The organism is Hallella mizrahii (genome assembly GCF_009695775.1).
Classification (GTDB): Bacteria; Bacteroidota; Bacteroidia; order Bacteroidales; family Bacteroidaceae; genus Prevotella; species Prevotella mizrahii.
In genome coordinates, this window is the sequence record NZ_VUNG01000019.1 from 48887 (window position 1) to 68326 (window position 19440).

The window sequence follows — 19440 nt, forward strand, 5'->3', positions numbered from 1 at the left end:
TCTTTAGGGTAATGCTATTGGAGAGGAGCCGCCATGAGGCTTATATGCCGATTCCGTTCCAGTCTCTGATGATCCCGTCCACCATGCTGCTCGCCTGATAGACAGCGGCCCAGCTCTCGGGGTCGATGGCAAAGAATACTTCGTCCCAGCTGCCGAACTGGCACATCATCACCATTACATCCATCCGGTACTTCATCTCCAACAGACTGGAGTAGATCTTGTTGGCCATAGTCAGACGGGTGTAGCGGTCCATGAAGTTGTAGCCGTCGCCCTGTCCCATGTTGTAGCGTCCGCCGCCGCTGGGTATCTTCTGACGGATGATCGGATTGTCGGGCAGACGTATCTTGCCGTTGTTCACCACGTCGATGAAGTCATGGATAAGGCCCTCGGTCTCGATGACGACATCGGAGAGCTCGTTCAGGCAGAGGATATAGTTCTTCACGGGATGCGTGAAGATGTACTTCGTCACCGTGGGCACGGAGGTGAGGATGTCGGCACTGAGCTGGAAGATCTCCTTGTAGTAGGCGGTCTCCTCGCCGAAGCCGCGGACGTTGGTCATCGTCAGGTGGTAGAGTTCCTTGATGCCTTCCATGGTAGCGGTGTACTGCAATATTTTCTTCTGCTTGTCGGAGATGGTGTCCAGACGCTCGTTGTGCTTGTCCTCGATGGCTTTCTGTGCGGCGGCGTTGGCGGAGACCTGTGCGATGGTCTTGGAATCTACAACGACGCGCCATCCGGCAAAGGATGGAGTAGTAGCAAAGAAAAGCAAGGCAACGGTCATCACACAGCATTTCTTTTGTCTTCTGCGTGTCTTACTCTTTTGTCTTCTGCACGTATTTCCCGTTTTCAGTCTGATTTGTCCCATAGTGGCATGATTTTCTGTTGTTTGTTCACTTTGACCGCAAAGTCAAGGTACTTCTTGATTCCGAGTTTCTTGCGGTCTTCCTCGATTTTCGTGATGGCGGTCTGTATGTCACCATAGTGGCGCTCATAGACTTTCAGGGCTTCCTTCTCGGCGCGTTCGGTGGTATAGGCCCAGTAGCACTCGGGCGGTTCCTCCACGCCATAGACATCGGAGTACTGGCCACGGCAGATCCACACTTCCTTAAAGTAGCTGCGGCCGTCGTGATTGTTGAGGGCATTGACGGTGAAGATCTGCTGTTTCTGCACCTGCGTCAGTCCGAGGATGGCACTGATGGCATCGTAACGGTCCTTGAACTTGCTCTGGTCGAGGAGGATTTTTACGTCAGAGTTGTTGATGATGGCTTCCTTGACAATCGGTGAATCTATCACGTCGTTCAATTCCTGGGTCACCACTCCGGCGATGCCGTGGAACTTTCTCACGGTCTTGTAGAGGTACTTGATGTACTCTGCCATGGTAGGCGAGGAGATGGCCTTCCACGCTTCCTCGATGATGAGGGCCTTGCGGCCTTTCTTGATGCGCATCTTCTGCAAGAACACGTCCATGATGATGAGCACGACGATGGGGAACAGCACGGGGTCATCCTTGATCTTGTCGATCTCGAAGACGATGAACTTCTCGTCAAAGAGGCTGGCATCAACGTCGTTGTTGAGCGTGTGCTCGAGCTCACCCCCCTTGTAGAACTGCTCTAAGATGGCGGCAAAGTTGTCGATGTCGAAGGTGATGCTCTTCTCCCTCATGATCTGGGGGATGCGCTCAATGGCAAACTCGTAGTAGCTGTTGAAGCTGAGGTTGTCGACGTGCATCTTTCTTCTTTGTTTCTCCATGCGGTCGATGCGCTGCTCGATGGTGATGAGGTAGTTGCCCTCGATGAGCTGGGGCATCAGGCGCATGAGCTGGCGGTTGGCGGCAACCTTCTCGCCGTCGGTGGCGGCCTTGTCGTTGATAAGGTCGTGGAGCTTGTTCACTTTCCGCTGGATTCGTGCGTAAGCTTCCTTCTCCTGAGCAGAATGTAGAGAACCGTCACCGGCCAGACGAATGTCAGCAGCAGGATCGAGAGGATCATATTCACTATCTGGTCCGCCAAAGGCAGATGAATCTTCGGATGTTCCGGAGTTGGGGATGTCTGTTTCATAAGCGGTATGTCTGTATTTTTCTTCCAGTTCCTTACTGTGCTTCTCGTATGTGCCGTTCTTCTTGTCCTCTAAGAGCAGACGCTTGCGGAGCTGGTCGCGCTCTTCGTCGGTAAACGCCCTGAAGGGGGTGAAGTAGGACTCGTAGTACTCGACGATGGTCTGGTTGATGATCTTGTCCTCGATCTTCGTGGGCGCCTCGCTGCCCTTGAAGATGAGGAAGATAAGCGACTTGAGGAAGTTCTTCTTCTCGCCGAAGTTCTGGGCGTACTCAGTATCCGTGATCTTGAACGGGTTCATCGAGATGGGTTTCTCTTTTGAGTAGGTGATGTAGGTGCCTTTGAAATAGCGGCAGATTCCCTCATAAGAGTCACCGGTATCGACCATCACCACGTCGGTGTTCTGCTCCAGGAGCTGGCGGACGACGGTGTTCATGTGGAAGGACTTGCCGCTACCGCTGGGTCCGATGCAGAAGAAGTTGGCGTTGTCGGTCATCTTCACGCTGCCTTCCTTGCCGGTGATGTCGATGCACACGGGCAGGCCCTGACGGTCGGTGTACCAGGTCTTGAGGGGTGTGCTCTCGGAGTGCTTGAGGTGCTCCTTGAAGAAGAGGCAGAGGGCTGCGTCGTTGAGCGTCAGGAAGAGGTCGTAATCGGGGTTGAACGAGTATGCATTGCCGGGGAAGGAGTCCATGAAGAGCTCCAGTTGGTTGTAGGCACTCTTGCTGGCGAAGATGCCGCACTCGTAGAGCTTGGTCTCGATGAAACTCGTAACGGGGGTCAGCTTCTCGGCCTTACAGCTGACCAGCAGGTTGAAGTTGGTGTAGACAAGCAGTTTGCTGTCCTGGGCAAGGAGGTTCAGCACGGCTTCGATGTCGGCCTTGGCGATCTTGTTGCTGGGGTCGGGCATGGAGCCGTGGCGCTTGGCCTTGCCCTGGAGTTTTCTCAACAGTTTGCGCTGCTGCGGTATCTGTATCACTTGGTTGTAGATGACGCAGTCTGTATCGGGTATCTCGCTGAGGAAGGCCAGCAGGTCGGTGGCGATGACGTAGCCGTTGACGGCAACGGACTGGTAGGGCCTGATGAGCGATGGCAGGTCTATCTCGTCCACGTCGACTATGTCGAAGGATTTTACTACTTTGTCGCCCATCCTCAGGCAGTCGTCACCGGCCTTGAAGCTCTGCATCGAGAACGGACCGGCCTTGAAGTGGAACGCCATGAAGCGGTGGAGGTACTCGTTGACCTCGTCCTTCGTGAGCTTGCGGTGCCAGACACCGCGCTCCTTGAGAATGTCCATGACCTTGCTCACCTTTGTGTGGAAGTCAAGCCAGGACTTGGGGTCGTACTTCACGAAGGCGGACTTCACCGCCTCCTGGGTAATGATGAGGTAGGTGCGGATCTCGGTATAGGGGCGGCCGTTGAAGTAGCGGAAGTAGCTGCGCGTGAGGAACTCCATGTCTTCGGTGATGGCATGGTGGTAGCTCTGACGGCAGAGGATGTCCTGTTTCTGAAGGGCGTAGCCTTCGCCGAGGGTCTGGACGATGTTGTTCAGCACGTCGGTATAGGCGACGTACTGCACGGCATCGGTGGCATACTGCTGCACGGGGTTCTCTATCTCAATGATGACGGACGGATTGCCGTTCTTCGAGAAGAGGACCGTGTTCATCAGCTTGCCATTGGCATCCTTGATGTCCTGGAGCTGGGCGAAGAGACCGTCAAGCGGCTTGTTCTTGGTACTCATGAGTGTATTATCTTTCTTTTTAGGTCTTTATCTAATGTTGTTTTGGGCTAATGCTCATACATCTTACAGTAATAGAAGTTGCCGCGGTGCCGTTTCTTGCTGTGCAGTCCACTGCGCTGCTTCACATAGATGGAGATGATTCCTACGGCTATGAGGACGACCATGATGATGAAGCCCACGAGCTTTCCGAAGAGGATGGACGAGAGCAGAAAACCGAGGAAGCTGATGCCGATGGCGGCAGCGGCATAGGTCAGGAACCTGCCGCGGATACCCATGAACTCCAATGGTTTCTGGAGTCCCTTGAAGACTGGGATGCCGTTGAAATTGATGTCCATTAGGCTGATATTTTGTTTAGAATTATGTTTACGTTATATATAGTTCTTAAGGTGAATTTTCGAGTTGAAAGGTGTCCGAGCCGACTCTTAACTTCGGTCGGACACCTTGTAAGTAGCAGTGTATAACTACTTGAAGAACAAAGGCAGAGCCTCGCTCATTGCAAGGAAAGCTACACAGCCGCCAATCGTGAGCATGATGGCCTTCTTCACGTCCTGATCTCCGTTCTGCATCTTGAAATAAATGGAGAACGCGCCAACAATTGCGATAACTGCACCGATGGCCTTCATCAAGTTACTGACTTGGGTCTCGTAGCCTGATATCTCTCTAATGGCTGATTGGAATCCGCCGACACCCTTGCTCTGGGCGAAGGTCATGACGGTACAGAAAAGGAACATTCCGAGGAAGGCGGCTACACGCTTCACGGGGATTTTCTTGCATGCGCTCATGCAGAAGTTCATGATGGTTTTGGTTGAAATGGTTTGTAACATAAGTTTGTTAAGGTTTTTCTTAGTTACAATTTAAAGACCACATGAAAATGGAAGATGGGTGAGCGCCACTCACGTGGCCGTCTGATCCCCTTGCCTCACGGCGCAGCCCTCTTCCGGAAGCTGTCTTACGGATGTGCTTTTCGCTAAAAGCTGTACACTAACATCATAATACAAAAGACTTTTTCTAATGAGAAACAATTATCATATATTGAATTGTGGCGGAGCCTCACGGTTCGACCGTTCTGATTTTTCTATTGCTTGACGTTCGTCCTCATCAGGGACGCGTTCCGATTCTTTCTTTTCCCATAAACTGGTGATTTGTCTGAGTGCCATTTGGGCATCGTCAGGGGAGACTCGCTTGGCTTCCTTGCTGACTTGTTCGGCAGTCTGGGCTCCCTGCAACTTTGTGTGCTGCTTGGTGTCATCAATCTGAACTTTCAGGATGTCAAAGAATGCGTCGCTGTGGAACTCCGGTTGCTTCGGGGGTTTGGGAGGCTTGGCTGGTCTTGACTTCTTTGCGGGGGCAGGAGTGGGCGGAGTCGCTTCTTTGGAATTAGCCCCCGATGGAGCTTTCTCTTTTGAAGGCTCTTTGCCTACGGCATCCGACACATCAGGGGAAACAGTATGCTCAGGACCAATGATGCGGACATTTAGCTCATTAGGCTCAACGCCGTCCGTGGATTTTTCCTTCACTTCCGCAGTCTTATGACCAGATGCAGATGTACTGTCATCCTTTGAAGCGGTCATCTCATCGGTCAACATCTCACCACGTCTGAGCTTAACAAGCTCATTAATACGCTTCTGTGTTTCTGCGTCGGTTGGACGTGGACCAAAGTCTTCAGAGGTCTTGCCATCGGACTTAGCATCAGCTGACCCGAATGGAGTCGCTGAGGGTGGAGAAGGTGGTGCTGATTGCTCTCCGTCGTCTTTTCCACTGGGCTCTCCATCGGCAATGGGATGTGCTGTGACAATCTCTTCCGGTGTATGAGATGAGGTACTCTGAGCGGTTACAGACGGCTGCTTGGGCTCGGATTTCTCCACGGTGATAGGCTTGAACTGCCCCGCCTCGTCGGAGATGTCGATCTCTACGTCCTTGGGCTTGGGCATGAACTCTGTGGGATCCTTCTTGATGAAGAGGTCGTGGATGATCATGCCCGTATAACCCAAAGCATAGAGCACCACCACAATTATTACTATACTGGTGAATGCCATAAGCTACTCTGCAAAAGGTTGGGACTCGTCGCGCTCGATGCCGGTGACGCTGTTCTTGCCGAACACCTTGTCTCCGACTTCCTGGACTTTGGGGACGTAGCTCACTGTCAGCTGCTCGCCCTCGGTGATGGCATACTCGTCTATCTCCTTTTGGCCGAAGACTTCAAGGAGTATATCCCCGTCGTCGGTCTTGAGTACAAACTGCTGGGCGGCCCATGTGCTGCCCTTCTTGGACGTGCCTGTCCTAACGGGCAGGACTTTCTTGATCGTTCCTGTGGTTTTCATGGTTGGTAGTCTGATTATATGTCTGGATTAGTTGATAGTCTGTCCATTTACCGACACGGCCGGAGATGCTGAATCATGAATCGTTTCCTCCGTGCACGCTGTCGGCAATGGCATGAATTTGAAACCGAATTTCCTACCATGCTCTTCCCGTATGGGACGGCGACACAGGCCAGCATGATAGTAGAAGGTAGTACCGTCGTCATCGATTAAATAGCCGAGACGCTTGAGGTTTCCACGTAATCGTATCTTACGGATGTTGCTGCCCACCTTGAGGCGTGTTCTCGGTTCTAATCCGAAGAGGGCACGGCGGCGCTCGCTTCGGATAAGTTCCTTGCGACGGCGGCTTTTAATGGCACTCATCTGCTCACGGGTGCGGGACAGTCCTAATTCACGGGCTATCAGATAGATTGTGTTCTTGCAAAGGCCGGTACGCACTGCCATTTCCCCATAGGACAGATTTGGGAATTCCATCTCTACAAAGGCCCTGGCATCGAGATTTCGACCCGAGGGGTTTTCCTTTCTCAGCCCGAGAAGGCGGGCATGGCGGCTGACAGTGCTTGTCGTACAACAAAGATGGGAAGCTATCTCATGGATGTAGTCCGTATGAAAGCGCTCCTGCAGCACTTTGTCGTGCTCTATTCCCCATACGGTTCGCTTAGCTTTAGGTTGGGTAGTCGTGTTCATTTTTTATAGTCCAGTTTTTTTAGTTGATTTTTTATTGTAACAGGTTAATTCGCGTGGCTACAAGCTGGCGCAGTTCCTCTTTGTTGCGCTCTATGTAGGTCCTTGCAAGGGCGGTGAGGATGGCGGAAATACGATTGCTGCCATAGACTGTCTCCAGTGTGACATAGACGTCATCAGGAAGGAACACCATGTGCCGGTGACCGTGCTCATTGCCATAGCTGAAGGCCTCAATCATGGACTGAAGGTCTCTCTTTGATGGTGGGACAATTCCTTTACATGACGGTTTATAATCTCCAGTCTTTTCTCCGGCCCTTCTATCTGTTTCTCCTTCAGCCTTACGCTTGGGAGTCTTGGTCAATTTCTTGCCGCTATCCTTGTTTGGCTGTTCAGGAGCTTTCGAGGGGGCTTCTTTCTTTATCTCTTCCTTCGGCTTGTCACTCTGCCACATGTAGGCTGGCTCGCTCTCACCGTTGACTTTCCGGAGAAGTTCGTGAATATCTCCGAAAACCATTGGCTGAGAAGAGTTGTCAGTCATGCTGCCTTGTTTTTATTATAGATGCAGTCATGGAGCATTCCGTATGGCCTGTCGATGATCTCATGTTGCTTATCTGTTAGATAGAGTGTGCTGTAGCGCTGGATCTCGGCACTGTTGGGTACCTTTGGCAGGACGGTGCCAAGTCTGGCAAAGTTATCGAGAAAGCTCTGCTGCTCGGTAATCTCATCTCTACGCCCCCATTTCTTATTAAATTGATTTGGCAGGAAATAGAAATCTGGCAGTCTGTTACCACCGTTTTCCTTGGCGACCATGACGCACATTTCAATAAAGGAGGTGGTGGAATTGATGCTGGTCTTTTCCAACTGAATGGGGACGATGACGGCATCAGCCTCGAAGACAAGTGGAAGCAGGCCTTGAAGGGTAAGGCTGCCCGGAGTGTCGATGACAAAGTCGAAGTCCTCGTTGCGCATGGCGCGGATAAGGTTTTGTGTATCACTTTCGCTGTTGAGCTGGGTACAGGGGACAACTTGGTACAGGGGCTGGAGCTGCGGCCATCGTTCAAGGTCCTGTTCATGCTTTTTGACGATGCTGCGCTGCGGATCGGCATCGAGCATGACAAGGCGGTGATGGAAATTCTGGACAAGCAGGTCGGCGAACATCACGCAGTTGGTGGTCTTGCCGCAGCCGCCTTTCTGGTTGGCGAATACGATGATCTTGTTTTTCTTGGGGTTCTTCTCAATGTTGAAGAATGGAATGCTCATAAGGCTGATTGTTGGTAACTCTTGTCATGGAGTTTTGGTCACCGCTGTTATGTCCGCCTCGTGGCGGCATAAGATAGTTCCGTGTGACGGTAAAAGACGCGCTCCTTTTCTTCAGGCCGGTATTCCAGGGGAGCTTGGCCCTGCAATGGTTAGTAAACCTTGCGTTGTGATTTTTCTGGTGCAAAGATAGTGACTATACTTCAAAATCGCAACGGTAGACAAGGATAAACTACTGTTTTATCGATATTTCTAAGGGAAAAATGGTTTAAATTAAAAAAGACCGCAACTTACGGAAACGGTTTAGATATTAGCAATGTCTCAATGGACTTATTGACTGCAAACACATCTCTCTTTGAGTGATGATTACAGCTGGCTGACGATCTCACGAACCCTTCTGACATAGTCCTTTGAGGTCGAGTAGCCGATGCGTCTCAGGAAGGCATAGTAGTTCTCGTTTTCGCGGTGTTTGTACTGCACTTTGTTCTTGTAGGCGATGACACTCTCTTCCCAATGGTCAAAGACGTAGTAGCCATTCGAGTGCCGGAGACCGAAGAGGTTGTTGTTCTCGTTGCAGACACGGGAGCGGAAACGGCCGGTTTCGAGGATGGCCTGGGCAAGGACAATCTTCGGATATTTGATGCCATGCTTCTTCAGAGCGGCATAGAGGTTCTCTATCGTCAGGTCAGTTTGGCTTGCTTTCTCATTATTATATATAGGAGAGTCTTTGTCGGATATCTCTGCCAGTCGGTCGTTGAAGGTCTTTACTTGTTGGTTGAGGGCTTGGATGAACGGCATGGGATCGACGCTGGTCCAACTGTTGTTTGCTGACAGCCTTTGTAGTTGGATGTGGAGATGCGGACCGGTGGAGCGGCCGGTGGAGCCGACAAGTCCGACGACAGCCCCTGCCGGCACTTCGCTGCCTTCTTTGGCATAGATCTCACTAAGGTGACCATAAAGACAGCGGAGGCTGCCGTGGTCGAGGATAACGTAGTTTCCGTAGCCGGTGTCGCCGTGGTGCACGGCAGCCACCCTGCCCGGGAGCATGCTATAGACCAAACCGTTTCCGCATCGCAAATCTATACCGTCATGGAACCGCTGGCACTTTGTAAAGGGGTCTTGGCGGTATCCGTAGTGTGAGGTGATTGTAATGTAATCCAATGGCATACAGATATTTAGACGTTTTTCAAGAAGGCTTAAAAGAAGGCTATCTGAGGCGCTAAGAAAGGGTAAAACGGTTGTCTTGCGATTGTTCCTTGTTATTTTTACTGGACTTTTTTCGCCTTTTTTCAGCACTTTTCCCTGAGCGTTGTTGGAGGTTGGCGGTTTGTTTCCTAACTTTGCGGTCAGAAATGAAGGCAAAGGCAGACCAAAGACGGATTTTTTCCTGATCTCAGTCTCGACCTTAGACGTTGGCTTTGTTTCGTGGAGTACGTCACGGACGTAGGGGTCCGTGGAAATGGATAACGTGTCGGCAGCCGGACCGACTTTCTCAACAGTGTAAAACTGTGCCGGTGATTCCAATACATTCATCGAGAACATAAGGACCACAGCGCACGTCAGTGTGTGTTTCATGGTAGTAGTGTGTTAAGTTTGATATGTTTTCACCACAAAATTAGTATAAACCAACTGAATAACCAAACCATAAACTATGAAAACAGAACCAGTACCATTCGACAAATTTGCCAAAATCGGCATCTATCCCAAGGATCTCATGCGCATGCCGAAGGACTTGCGCGACTCTATCTTGAGCGGTGAGCTCTCACCGCTCATGCGTCTCAACGTGCCCGTGGGCGACAACTCTGCGGTGTCCATCCCCATGAAAATCCAGCTCGTTCACGACAAGGACGGAAAGCTGCAACTACTTACGTATCAGATACATCGTGAGCTTGACAACACACTACGACTCAATGATACGGAGTTGGAGCGTATTCGCAAGGGCGGTGTCATACAGAAGGAGTTCAAGGAGGGCGACAAACGCAAGATGCGGTACGTGCAGTTGGGCAAGGAGACCAACGCCCTGATGTACCGTGATGTGGCGACTGTTAATTTTGAGGAAAAGCTTCGGGAAGTGGACAGAATCAAGGACATCGGACTCGGAATTGGGCAAAAGGAGGCTCTCGCTTCGGGCAAGCCGGTGGAACTTGAGGTCGGTGACCAGAAGGTTACCGTGGGCATTGACCTACGCGAGCCGGTGGGCTTCAAGGTCATGCAAGGCGATATGGAGGAATGGAAGCGTCAGCAGGCCATCCGTTATGACGACGCGCACGAGGGCTATATGGGGTACGTGCAGACCGACGAGAATCGGTGGGAGTACAAGCAGGTGGTGGACAGGCTGCGCCACGAAGAGAGTATCCGGCTGACCGAGAGGGAAAAGGCAGACAGGAAAGAGGACAAGAAGAGAGGACTTTCACTATAAGGGCTTCTTCTTTCTAAAAGTTTTATCTTTATTATCTTCTACTGCAAACCAATGAGACTATATCTACTATGTCAAACAAACAAGAATGTACGTTCACCTCCTGTGCTCCATACCCTAAAGTGCGTCAGTTGGCGCACGGACTGAAAGATGGTGACTACGCGAGTATCTGCAAGGCTGCGGATATGATGGCGGACGGAATAAGGGAGATGGCAGCAGGACGCAACTGTGTATTAGTGCCAATCCCTAATCACCATGGGAGGGCGATATACACCAAGACGCTCGCCAATGAGATTTCCAGGAGGACGGGCATCCCGACATGGGACATCCTTTCCTGCCGACCGCACATGCCGCTGCACTATGCCAAGAAGAACGACCTCAAGCCGGAGGGCATATACCTGAAACTTAATCTGTACCGACAAGTGCCGGAGCAGTTCACGCCTATCGTCATAGACAATGTGCTGGACACCGGCTATACCGCAGGTGCTGCTATCAAGGCTGTAGGTCATCCGAATACGATGCTCGCCGTCCTCGGACATACGAAGAACCATCTGACAAACAAGAACTTCCAGTTTAACCTAATTCCTACTAACATGGAAAAGAAGATGCAAGAACAGCCTTCTGACAAGAAGCAATCTGCCGATTCCACGAAGAAGCAGGTAAAGAACAAGACCGATACACCGTTGGCAGTGTACCAACGGCTCAAGAGCAAGCATCCCGACGCGCTGATCCTCATGCGTAATGGCGACTTCTACCGCTCACTGAATGAGGACGCACAGAAGTTGTCGGACACGTTGCGCATTCCGGCACAGAAGCCGAAGTTCAAGAAGGACGGGGAGCTGATCGCGGAGTTTCCGCATCATGTGCTCGACGTCTACCTGCCAAGGCTTATCCGGGCGGGCAATCGTGTGGCGATCGCTGACATGCAGGAGCCGAGCAAAAAGCAAACCACCAATCAAACCAAAAACCAAACTCAAACAGATACTATGGAAAAGAAAACAGAAAAGAAGAAAACCAAGACGAAGGAAGCCAAGGTAGACAAGACGGAGACTGCCAAAGTCGACAAGACGGAGGTGAAGGCAGAGACCAAGAAGAACGACAAAGCCGTTGAACAGTCCGCAGACGCCAAGGTTCACAAGCCGCGCGAGCCGCAGATGGTGACGGTCAACGGTGAGAAGGTGACCCACGGCCATGCCTTCCAAAGTAACCAGGACCCGAACAAGTGGTATTTTACCGCCCGTATCGACGGACAGCAACTCCGTCCGCAGCTCATGAAGCCGGAGGATGCCGTTGCCTATCAGAAGAGGGAGACAACGGTTGAAGGGCTCATGCAGACGTACTATCCCACAAAGCTAGCCAAGAAGGTCACACCGGAGGAGTACAAGGCTGACAACAAGCTCTCTGACGGGCGCATCATCGACAAGATGGTTGTCTACAAGGAGCACGACGAGCAGCGGCAGGACGTGGGCAAGTACAAGCTCTATACACAGGTGGGCGAGCAGAAGATGTCTCGCACGATGTCAAAGGAGGATCTGAACGCTTACTTCGACCGTGTGACAACGCCTTCCAAGCTCGTGGAGAAGAACTTCGGGGAACAGCTGCATCTCGCTTCCTTCTACAACCAGTTCAAGCTGGAGGAGGGTGTCAAGGAGGTACGTATCGCCAAGAGCCAGCAGGGCGACTGGACGGTGTCGGCGAAGCTCGATGACGACAGGATGACCGGCAAGGCGGTGCTCTCATGGCACGACAAGCAGGCGCTCTTCACGCACAAGACGGCTACCAAGGAGCAATTGGCTGCCCGCTATCTCAACACGGAAATCAAGGAGATGCAGACGGAGAAGGTCAGCGCAAAACAGGCGTTCAAACGATAGCGTTATGAGTTGTCTGACACACATCAACGCTTACATCTTAGCAATCAACTATTCCAATCATCAACCATTAACACATCACAACTATGCAGAACAATACAATCGAAGAACTCATTCAACTCAAACAGGACGGCAAGATAGGATGGTGCGAGCTCGCACTGCGCAGTGACCACGGCAAAGCCTATCTCCAGTGGTGCGACGATCACGGCATCGAGCCTGACGACAACAATGCTGAGCTCTACCTCGAAGAGACCGAGAGCCGTATCTATGACGGAGGCAACGAGTTTGCGGACGCTTTCGCTGAAGCCATCGTGTAGAGAATCCGTAGTATTACCTTAATAAACAAAAACTTATGGTATCCACAGTCCGAAGGCTATATCATCGGACTGTGGGGCTACTAACCTAACATAACCAATACTGACACTATGGAAAACAAGGATTCCAAGTCAAGGAAAGGACAGGACTACAAGAGCAGCGGTGACAAGGCCATAGACAGGTTCTGCTCGCTCATGATCGACCGCATGAAGGCGATGAAGGCATCGGACTGGCGGCAGGGATGGACGAACGGGAAGGGTACGATGCTCGGCATGCCGCAGAACCTCAGCGGACGCAACTACTCGGGCACGAACTCTTTCTTCCTACAGATGGACACGGCGATGAACGCTTACCGCACGCCGGTATACATGACCTTCATGCAGGCGCAGAAGGAGAACCTCCGCATCAAGAAGGGTGCGCAGTCGATGCCGGTCATCTACTGGGACCTCAATATCAAGGACGAGCGGGGCAAGCGGGTTGCAGAGTCGGACTACAGGCAGATGAGCCGCGGCGAGCAGGCGAAGTGCGAGGTCAGGCCGTTCCTCCGTGCTTTCTCTGTCTTCAACGTGGATCAGACCAACTTAGAAGAGGTGAACAAGGAGAAGTACGATGCCATCGTGGACCGTTTCAAAGGGCCGCAGTTGCGTGATACGCAGGGCATGTACGAGAACCGGGCTCTCGACCGGATGTTCGAGCGGCAAGAGTGGATATGCCGTGTGCAGACGGACAGAATTGTGGACGGGGCGTTCTACTCTCCGGCACGCGACATTGTCATCGTTCCGAAGAAGGAGCAGTTCAACATCGGCAAGAACGCGGAGGAGATTTTCAAGGATGGCATGGAGTATTACTCCTCTGCTCTCCACGAGATGACACACTCCACGGGAACGGCCAACCGATTGAACCGTGACAAGGGGGCGAAGTTCGGGGATGCGAAGTATGCCAAGGAGGAGCTGGTGGCGGAGCTCACGGCTGCCATGGTGGGCAATGCCCTGGGCTTTGACAAGCGCATCCTCAACAACAACGCTGCCTACATGGACGGATGGATCAACGCACTGCGCGAGGAACCGAAGTTCATCGTCTCGGTCATGGCGGACGTGAACAAGGCTTCGAAGATGATCCTTGAGAAGATTGACGAGCAGAAGATTGCTCTCGGTGAGACGCCCATCCTTACAGAGAACCAGCGCAAGGTGGGACTTGAAAAGGGGGTTGAAGCTGCCAAGAAGGTGTGGCAGCAGCCGCACGACATCGCGCTCTCGGCGAAGTTCGACAGTGCGTCCATCTTCAAGCGAATGGACGGGGGCTATGCGGTGCGTGCGACCTTCGAGGGGCAGGATCTCGGCATGAAGCCCATCAGCAAGATTACGGGTATCAGATATGAGATGATGCCGACGGGGGCGCTGAAGGATCAGATGCTGCACGACACTGTGGCAAGAAAGTTCGTCGGCGAAGTGCGTGAGATACGGGAACAGAAGCAAGAGAATAAGGAAAATAAAGGCTTGAAATTGTGAATGTTGTATACTCACATTAAACTTTATTTGTGGACTTCTTAACTATCAAACCTATAACAAACATCAAACTACAAGCCTATGTCTTACGTATCTTTTCAGGAAATGAAACCGAGGGTAGGCATCGACGATGTTGCCTTCTCGCTCGGCTACAAGCTCAACAGACAGGCGGGTGTGGGACGGTACATCGAGCTGATCCTGCCAGATGGCAGGGGCGAGAAGCTCGACACCATCATCATCTCGCATCCGCAGGAGAAGGACCGGCAGCGGTACTTCCACCGCAATTCGGGCAAGCGGGGCGACGTGGTGGACTTCATCGGTGAGAACCTCGGTCGCTTCAACAAGTTCGGACGCAACCAGTGGGAGGTCATCGGTAAGGTGCTGGCGGACTTCGCCAATATGCCGGTAGTGGACAATCACGACCGTGGGTATAGTGGTGGGCTGGGGAGTCTGAACCCGGTGTTCAATCCTAAACGTTACACGGCTCAGCCGCTGGCAAGGAACATGGACTATGCCATGGGGATCTTTGAGGACAGGGGAATCAGCCGTGAGACGGTGTCGCTCTTTGAGCGGCACATTGCCATTGTCACAGACCAGAAGAACAGAAACGGTCTGCCGATGATAGGTTTCCCGTACCGTGAGCCGGACTTCTGTGCTGACTTGGCAGGCTATGAGCTGCGTGGCGATCGTGGGTTCAAGGGCAAGGCGGCAGGGACGAACTCGACGACGGCGATGTGGACGGCGGGCATCCATTCGGCACTGAACAATCCGCAGATGGTCAGGCATGTCTATTTCTGTGAGTCGGCTTACGATGCCATGTCGTTCTATCAGGCGAACCGGGCGAAGATTGACCTTCCACACTCGGCTTTCGTATCTGTGGGCGGCGCGCTGTCCAACGGACAGGTGTCGGGACTGATGAAGCACTACTGCATGGCCAAGGCGGTGGACTGTTTCGACAACGACCTGCCGGGGCGGATCTACGGCATGAGGATGGCGGCTCTTCTCGATGGCAAGAGGCTCAGCGTCTTTCAGATGGGAGACAACCTCAGGCTGGAAATGGACGGGAAGTCCTTCGACATGCCGGTGGGGAAGGCTTCTGTTGAGGAACTGAGAAAGTTTATCAAGTTGCCTGACCGCATAGAGGTGATGAAGCCGCCGGTGAACTACAAGGACTGGAACGATGTTGTACGCGGCATGCCTTTGGAAGCCCTGCAACTCAAGACGAAGTTCCAACGAGACGAGAATCTCGCGAGGATAAGGACGGAGCTCAGGGAGCGCAACGAGTGCAAGAGCGGGTTTAAGATGTAAATTCCAGTATCTCTATATGGGAAAGTATGAACGAGGTCACGGCGCGTCACTTCCGGCACCGACTTTTCAAGTCCGTACCTTAGGTGATGTCCGTGGCCATAACAACCGGAGAACCATGAAAAGAAAATTCTTTTGTCTGTTGCTGGCCATGTCCTGTTCCGTCTGCGGCTTCGCACAGCAGACAGACCCGCTCCTGACGGGGGCGGTGACCACACAGACGGAAATGCTGAAGAAGCTCTTCAAGAAGCGTGAGAAGACGCAGGAGGCGATCATCGCAACGGAAGCCGGGGTCACGTTGGCCATGGAGCGGATGCACCATTTGGAGGATAAGATGTTGGGCTATCTGCAGAACGCACAGGGTGCCATGCAGAATATCTATCAGATCAAGCGTGCCGCGGAGCTAGTAGGGATGGAGATACCACAAAATATGGCGTTGCTCCGCAAGTCGTTGCCGGGCAATCTCAAGGGTACTGCCATTGCCGTGATGGTCTCGGAAGAGCTTGTTGATGCCTCGGCGCAGATGCTATCGCTCTATCCGTTCATGAAGCAGCTGGTGACAAGTGGGTCGTACAACGTTACCAATGCGGACGGCAAGACGGAGAAGCACAAGGTCAACCTGCTGAACTCGGCGGAGCGGTACTATGTGGCCAATGAGATTGTCACGCGGCTGGAGAGCATCAACACGGACTTGTGGCTGCTGGCCTGGCAGATCCGTACGCTGTCGTGGAATGACCTTTGGTTCGGACTTGATCCGGACGGATGGGCGACGGTGATGTCGGGCAAGGCGGTCGTGGACGGACTCATAATGGACTGGAAATATCTGTAGGCTATTTATCGTCCGAAGTAGTCGCTTTAACCGCAAGAAAACTTTATGATTTTAATATAAGCAGTTGTATATCAATTGACAACAAACATTCATTAATCAATAACTACTGATCATTATAAACCATTAATCATTAACCATCAACTATTAACTTTATCAACTATGGAAATCAAGAAATCTATCCGTGGCGTACAGATCACGGACGCTGTCATCAAAGAACTGGAGGACACGGGCAGAAGCCGTGTGCTGACATTCAAGGACAAGAAGGGAAAACAGTACCTCGCTCATATTGAGGTGGAAAGTGACAAGCTGGCAGTGGTGCCGGAAGGCAGATACCTGGAGCACCGCTGTCCGCACTGTGGAGGGCGTATCAAGATTACCTCGAAGGGTTACTTCTGTGAGCATTGTCTTGACAAGGGCGGCACGTGCAAGTGGCACTGCAACGGTATTCTCTCGCACCGGTTCATCCTGCCGCATGAGATTGAGGCGTTCCTCGACGGTCATCCGACGGTGCTAGACGGTTGTTTCAACTCGCAAGGACGGATCTTCTCGGCGGTGCTGGTAGAGAGTGAGGTCTATGGCATGTCGCTTTCCTCGGTGGTGGGCAAATGTCCTGTCTGCGGCGAGGACGTGCTGGTGAGTCCCGTGGCGTTCAACTGTTCCTGCCACGAGAAGCTTGGGGAGCCGTACCACCTTACTTTATGGCGGCATATCCGTGGGCATGAGGTGACGCTCGACGAGCTGAAGGAGCTGCTGGAGTATGGCGTCACCAAGAATGAGGTGACGCTAATTGACGACAAGGGGTCGCTGGCGAAGGCGTACCTGCGGCTGTCGGATGACCGGAAACGGATCGTGGCGGATTATAACAAGTGAGCACATTATAATAAGTTAAACTAAACGTTGTCTACTTTTTACTATTCTATTGATTATCAACCATTCAAACCATTAACCATGAGTACTGTGAACAAGAAGAAACTGTTGAGAAAGGCGGCTTTTGAGTCGGGACTTTCCGTCAAGGATGTGGAGAAGGCGGTGGATGCCTTCCTCTGCGCGGTGTCGGACATTCTCCGTGAGGACGGGGAGGTGATCATCCCGGACTTCGGGAAGTTCTATGTCTACCGGCGCGGGGAGCGTGTATGCCGTAATCCGCAGACGGGGGAGAAGTTCGTTGCGCCGCCGATGAAGAAGGTGAAGTTCAAGGCCTTCGGTAACGTGATCAACTACACATTGAAGTACGGACGATAAAGTCTTTGAAACATGAAGAAGTCATTATTACTAATGATGGGTGCCGCACTGATGGTATCGTGCGGCAACTCGGGTGAGAAGATGAAACGGCTGGCAAAGGAGAACCTGGAGCTCAGTGTGGACTACCCTAAGCAGCTGCGTGTGCTGGCGGTGTCGGAGCCGGACTCGGCATTCGGAACGGGTTACTTCACGAAGGATGAGGTGAAGGGGATGCTCAGGACGATGCAGGTGGTCACGGACACGATCATGAAGCGCACGGACAACATGAACCGGTTCAATCCGTCCGACCACTATGTCGTCAGTCTGGCCGAAAGGCAGATGAAGAGCATGGCGGACATACGGTCGCTCATCATGAAGGGCGACAGGAAGGGGGAGTTCAGCGGATGGAAGGTGAAGATTGACTATGCCTGTGTCGATGCCGCCGGACTGCCGTACCGCTCAGAGCGGTGGTGCTTCATCGACAAGGAGGGCAAGCAGGTGTACAAAGCTTTTGAACTGCCGATACCATGAACAAGGAACAATTCAACTGTGATACAAACCATCTAACACCAAACACTACTATGGAAACATTGAACATGACTTGGGTGAATCTGCTCAGAAAGCAGTACCTCGACATTCTGGACTTCTACGCCGGAAACAAGCAGCTCCTCGATGACAAAGAGCTTCTGAAGGCTTATCAGACTTTGCTGTCGGTAACGAGCGTGGAGGAGTTCAAGCTGTGGCGAAAGCTGCTGAAAGACTATGGACTGTCGTTCACGGATGTGGAGGGAATTCCACAAAAAGGTAATCTATTGGGTGCTCTCGACGACTATGCCGAGGGTGCCAACGACAAGATCTTGTCTGTCTTCATCAGATGGAAGCTGGGCTTCAACCCGGAAAAGTGGACGGAGACGGAACAGTGGAACCATGAGCTGGTGGACATTTTGCTCAAGGCGACGCAGCGCGAGGAGGACGTGCATATCGTCATCTTCCCGTGTGGCAAGCCGAATGCCAAGCACTGGGCGGCCATCGGGCAGGATGCCGACCGGCTCTTCGAGGTCTTCGGCTGGCAGACGGGACACGTGGAGGCTACGACAGGACCGGTGAGCTGGATGTTCATCAACGGCTACGGACTGGATGTACTGCGTCAGAGTGGGTACAGCGTTCAGATCCGTGACTTTGGGGAGTTCGACATCCTCTCGACGGCGTTCGAGGAGGACAGCATCGCGTCACTGCAGCAGTTCATCGACTACCTGAGGATGATGGGGGAGATGGCCGATGAGCAGGTGAGGTTTCTGAGGAAGATACGGCCGATCATCTATCCGCATCCGGGATATTTTGAGCTGACACAGGCGCGTCTTGACTTCGGCAGGAACACTGTCGTTGCCAAGTTTGACAGCGGCGAGGAAGTCACGCTGGCAGAAGGAAAGAACTGGAACCTCAATGGCCTCACGCGTTCTTTGGCAGTGCAAATGGGAGCGGAGCTCGGTGAGGCATAGCCTTATCGGGTGATTATCAGTATCGCAAGGCAAGTGGCTACAGTGGCATCAAGGCTGCGCTTCGATGCCCTTCCGTCACACGCCTTGCGCACAAGCACTTGAATGCTTCACTTCACTCTTTCGTCCGTGGACTGCAAGGGCGAAGTCATGCTCTTGATGCGCTGCGCAATGATTGGGAATATCCGCTACGCAATGCATAGGAGTATAAGCTACGCAATGCATGGGAGTACCAACAGTATCGCAAGGCAAGTGGCTACAGTGGCATCAAGGCTGCGCTTCGATGCCCTTCCGTCACACGCCTTGCGCACAAGCACTTGAATGCTTCACTTCACTCTTTCGTCCGTGGACTGCAAGGGCGAAGTCATGCTCTTGATGCGCTGCGCAATGATTGGGAATATCCGCTACGCAATGCATAGGAGTATAAGCTA

At 52.4% G+C, this 19440-nt stretch carries 20 protein-coding genes; 10 read left to right on the forward strand and 10 right to left on the reverse strand.

Annotated features, from left to right (window positions below):
- Window positions 1-40 precede the first annotated feature (40 nt).
- The 10 genes from FYJ73_RS08380 to FYJ73_RS08425 form a co-directional block, all read right to left on the reverse strand.
- Window positions 41-865: a hypothetical protein gene (locus FYJ73_RS08380; RefSeq protein ID WP_235899291.1), complete on the reverse strand. Its 825-nt coding sequence runs from the start codon at window positions 863-865 to the stop codon at window positions 41-43.
- The gene (locus tag FYJ73_RS08385; RefSeq protein WP_154534264.1) at window positions 847-3795 is read right to left on the reverse strand and encodes a TraG family conjugative transposon ATPase; all 2949 of its coding nucleotides are present in this window, start codon (window positions 3793-3795) and stop codon (window positions 847-849) included. The genes FYJ73_RS08380 and FYJ73_RS08385 overlap by 19 nt, the downstream gene beginning before the upstream one ends.
- 47 nt (window positions 3796-3842) lie before the next feature.
- A complete protein-coding gene (locus FYJ73_RS08390) occupies window positions 3843-4130 on the reverse strand; it encodes a DUF4133 domain-containing protein (RefSeq protein WP_007574234.1) in 288 nt (95 codons plus the stop codon).
- A gap of 126 nt (window positions 4131-4256) precedes the next feature.
- The gene (locus FYJ73_RS08395) at window positions 4257-4619 is read right to left on the reverse strand and encodes a DUF4134 domain-containing protein (protein WP_154534265.1); all 363 of its coding nucleotides are present in this window, start codon (window positions 4617-4619) and stop codon (window positions 4257-4259) included.
- A 201-nt stretch (window positions 4620-4820) separates the two neighbouring features.
- Window positions 4821-5831 (reverse strand): prolipoprotein diacylglyceryl transferase, encoded by a 1011-nt coding sequence (locus tag FYJ73_RS08400; protein WP_154534266.1) that lies wholly within the window; start codon window positions 5829-5831, stop codon window positions 4821-4823.
- A gap of 3 nt (window positions 5832-5834) precedes the next feature.
- The gene (locus FYJ73_RS08405) at window positions 5835-6116 is read right to left on the reverse strand and encodes a DUF3127 domain-containing protein (RefSeq protein ID WP_154533273.1); all 282 of its coding nucleotides are present in this window, start codon (window positions 6114-6116) and stop codon (window positions 5835-5837) included.
- Between the two features lie 27 nt (window positions 6117-6143).
- Window positions 6144-6800, reverse strand: a complete 657-nt coding sequence (locus FYJ73_RS08410; protein ID WP_154534267.1) for a hypothetical protein — start codon at window positions 6798-6800, stop codon at window positions 6144-6146.
- A gap of 31 nt (window positions 6801-6831) precedes the next feature.
- Window positions 6832-7335, reverse strand: a complete 504-nt coding sequence (locus FYJ73_RS08415) for a hypothetical protein (RefSeq protein ID WP_154534268.1) — start codon at window positions 7333-7335, stop codon at window positions 6832-6834.
- The gene (locus FYJ73_RS08420) at window positions 7332-8057 is read right to left on the reverse strand and encodes a ParA family protein (RefSeq protein ID WP_154534269.1); all 726 of its coding nucleotides are present in this window, start codon (window positions 8055-8057) and stop codon (window positions 7332-7334) included. The genes FYJ73_RS08415 and FYJ73_RS08420 overlap by 4 nt, the downstream gene beginning before the upstream one ends.
- A 363-nt stretch (window positions 8058-8420) precedes the next feature.
- Window positions 8421-9215, reverse strand: a complete 795-nt coding sequence (locus FYJ73_RS08425) for a peptidoglycan DD-metalloendopeptidase family protein (protein WP_235899292.1) — start codon at window positions 9213-9215, stop codon at window positions 8421-8423.
- A gap of 490 nt (window positions 9216-9705) precedes the next feature.
- Here FYJ73_RS08425 and FYJ73_RS08430 point away from each other — a divergent pair, with 490 nt between their 5' ends.
- From FYJ73_RS08430 to FYJ73_RS08475, 10 genes are all read left to right on the forward strand, one after another.
- Entirely contained in the window at window positions 9706-10473 is a 768-nt protein-coding gene (locus FYJ73_RS08430; protein ID WP_154534271.1) for a DUF4099 domain-containing protein, read from the forward strand.
- A 68-nt stretch (window positions 10474-10541) separates the two neighbouring features.
- On the forward strand, window positions 10542-12341 hold the full coding sequence (locus FYJ73_RS08435) for a phosphoribosyltransferase (RefSeq protein WP_154534272.1): 1800 nt from the start codon (window positions 10542-10544) through the stop codon (window positions 12339-12341).
- 83 nt (window positions 12342-12424) lie between these two features.
- A complete protein-coding gene (locus FYJ73_RS08440) occupies window positions 12425-12655 on the forward strand; it encodes a hypothetical protein (protein WP_154534273.1) in 231 nt (76 codons plus the stop codon).
- 108 nt (window positions 12656-12763) lie between these two features.
- A complete protein-coding gene (locus FYJ73_RS08445; RefSeq protein ID WP_154534274.1) occupies window positions 12764-14161 on the forward strand; it encodes an ArdC family protein in 1398 nt (465 codons plus the stop codon).
- A gap of 78 nt (window positions 14162-14239) precedes the next feature.
- Window positions 14240-15466 (forward strand): toprim domain-containing protein, encoded by a 1227-nt coding sequence (locus FYJ73_RS08450; RefSeq protein ID WP_154534275.1) that lies wholly within the window; start codon window positions 14240-14242, stop codon window positions 15464-15466.
- 115 nt (window positions 15467-15581) lie between these two features.
- Window positions 15582-16292, forward strand: a complete 711-nt coding sequence (locus tag FYJ73_RS08455) for a hypothetical protein (protein WP_154534276.1) — start codon at window positions 15582-15584, stop codon at window positions 16290-16292.
- Between the two features lie 159 nt (window positions 16293-16451).
- The gene (locus tag FYJ73_RS08460) at window positions 16452-17162 is read left to right on the forward strand and encodes a hypothetical protein (RefSeq protein ID WP_154534277.1); all 711 of its coding nucleotides are present in this window, start codon (window positions 16452-16454) and stop codon (window positions 17160-17162) included.
- 78 nt (window positions 17163-17240) lie between these two features.
- Window positions 17241-17534 (forward strand): HU family DNA-binding protein, encoded by a 294-nt coding sequence (locus tag FYJ73_RS08465; RefSeq protein ID WP_154534278.1) that lies wholly within the window; start codon window positions 17241-17243, stop codon window positions 17532-17534.
- A 12-nt stretch (window positions 17535-17546) separates the two neighbouring features.
- On the forward strand, window positions 17547-18044 hold the full coding sequence (locus tag FYJ73_RS08470; RefSeq protein WP_154534279.1) for a hypothetical protein: 498 nt from the start codon (window positions 17547-17549) through the stop codon (window positions 18042-18044).
- Window positions 18045-18094: 50 nt separating this feature from the next.
- Entirely contained in the window at window positions 18095-19012 is a 918-nt protein-coding gene (locus FYJ73_RS08475; RefSeq protein ID WP_154534280.1) for a hypothetical protein, read from the forward strand.
- Window positions 19013-19440: the final 428 nt, after the last annotated feature.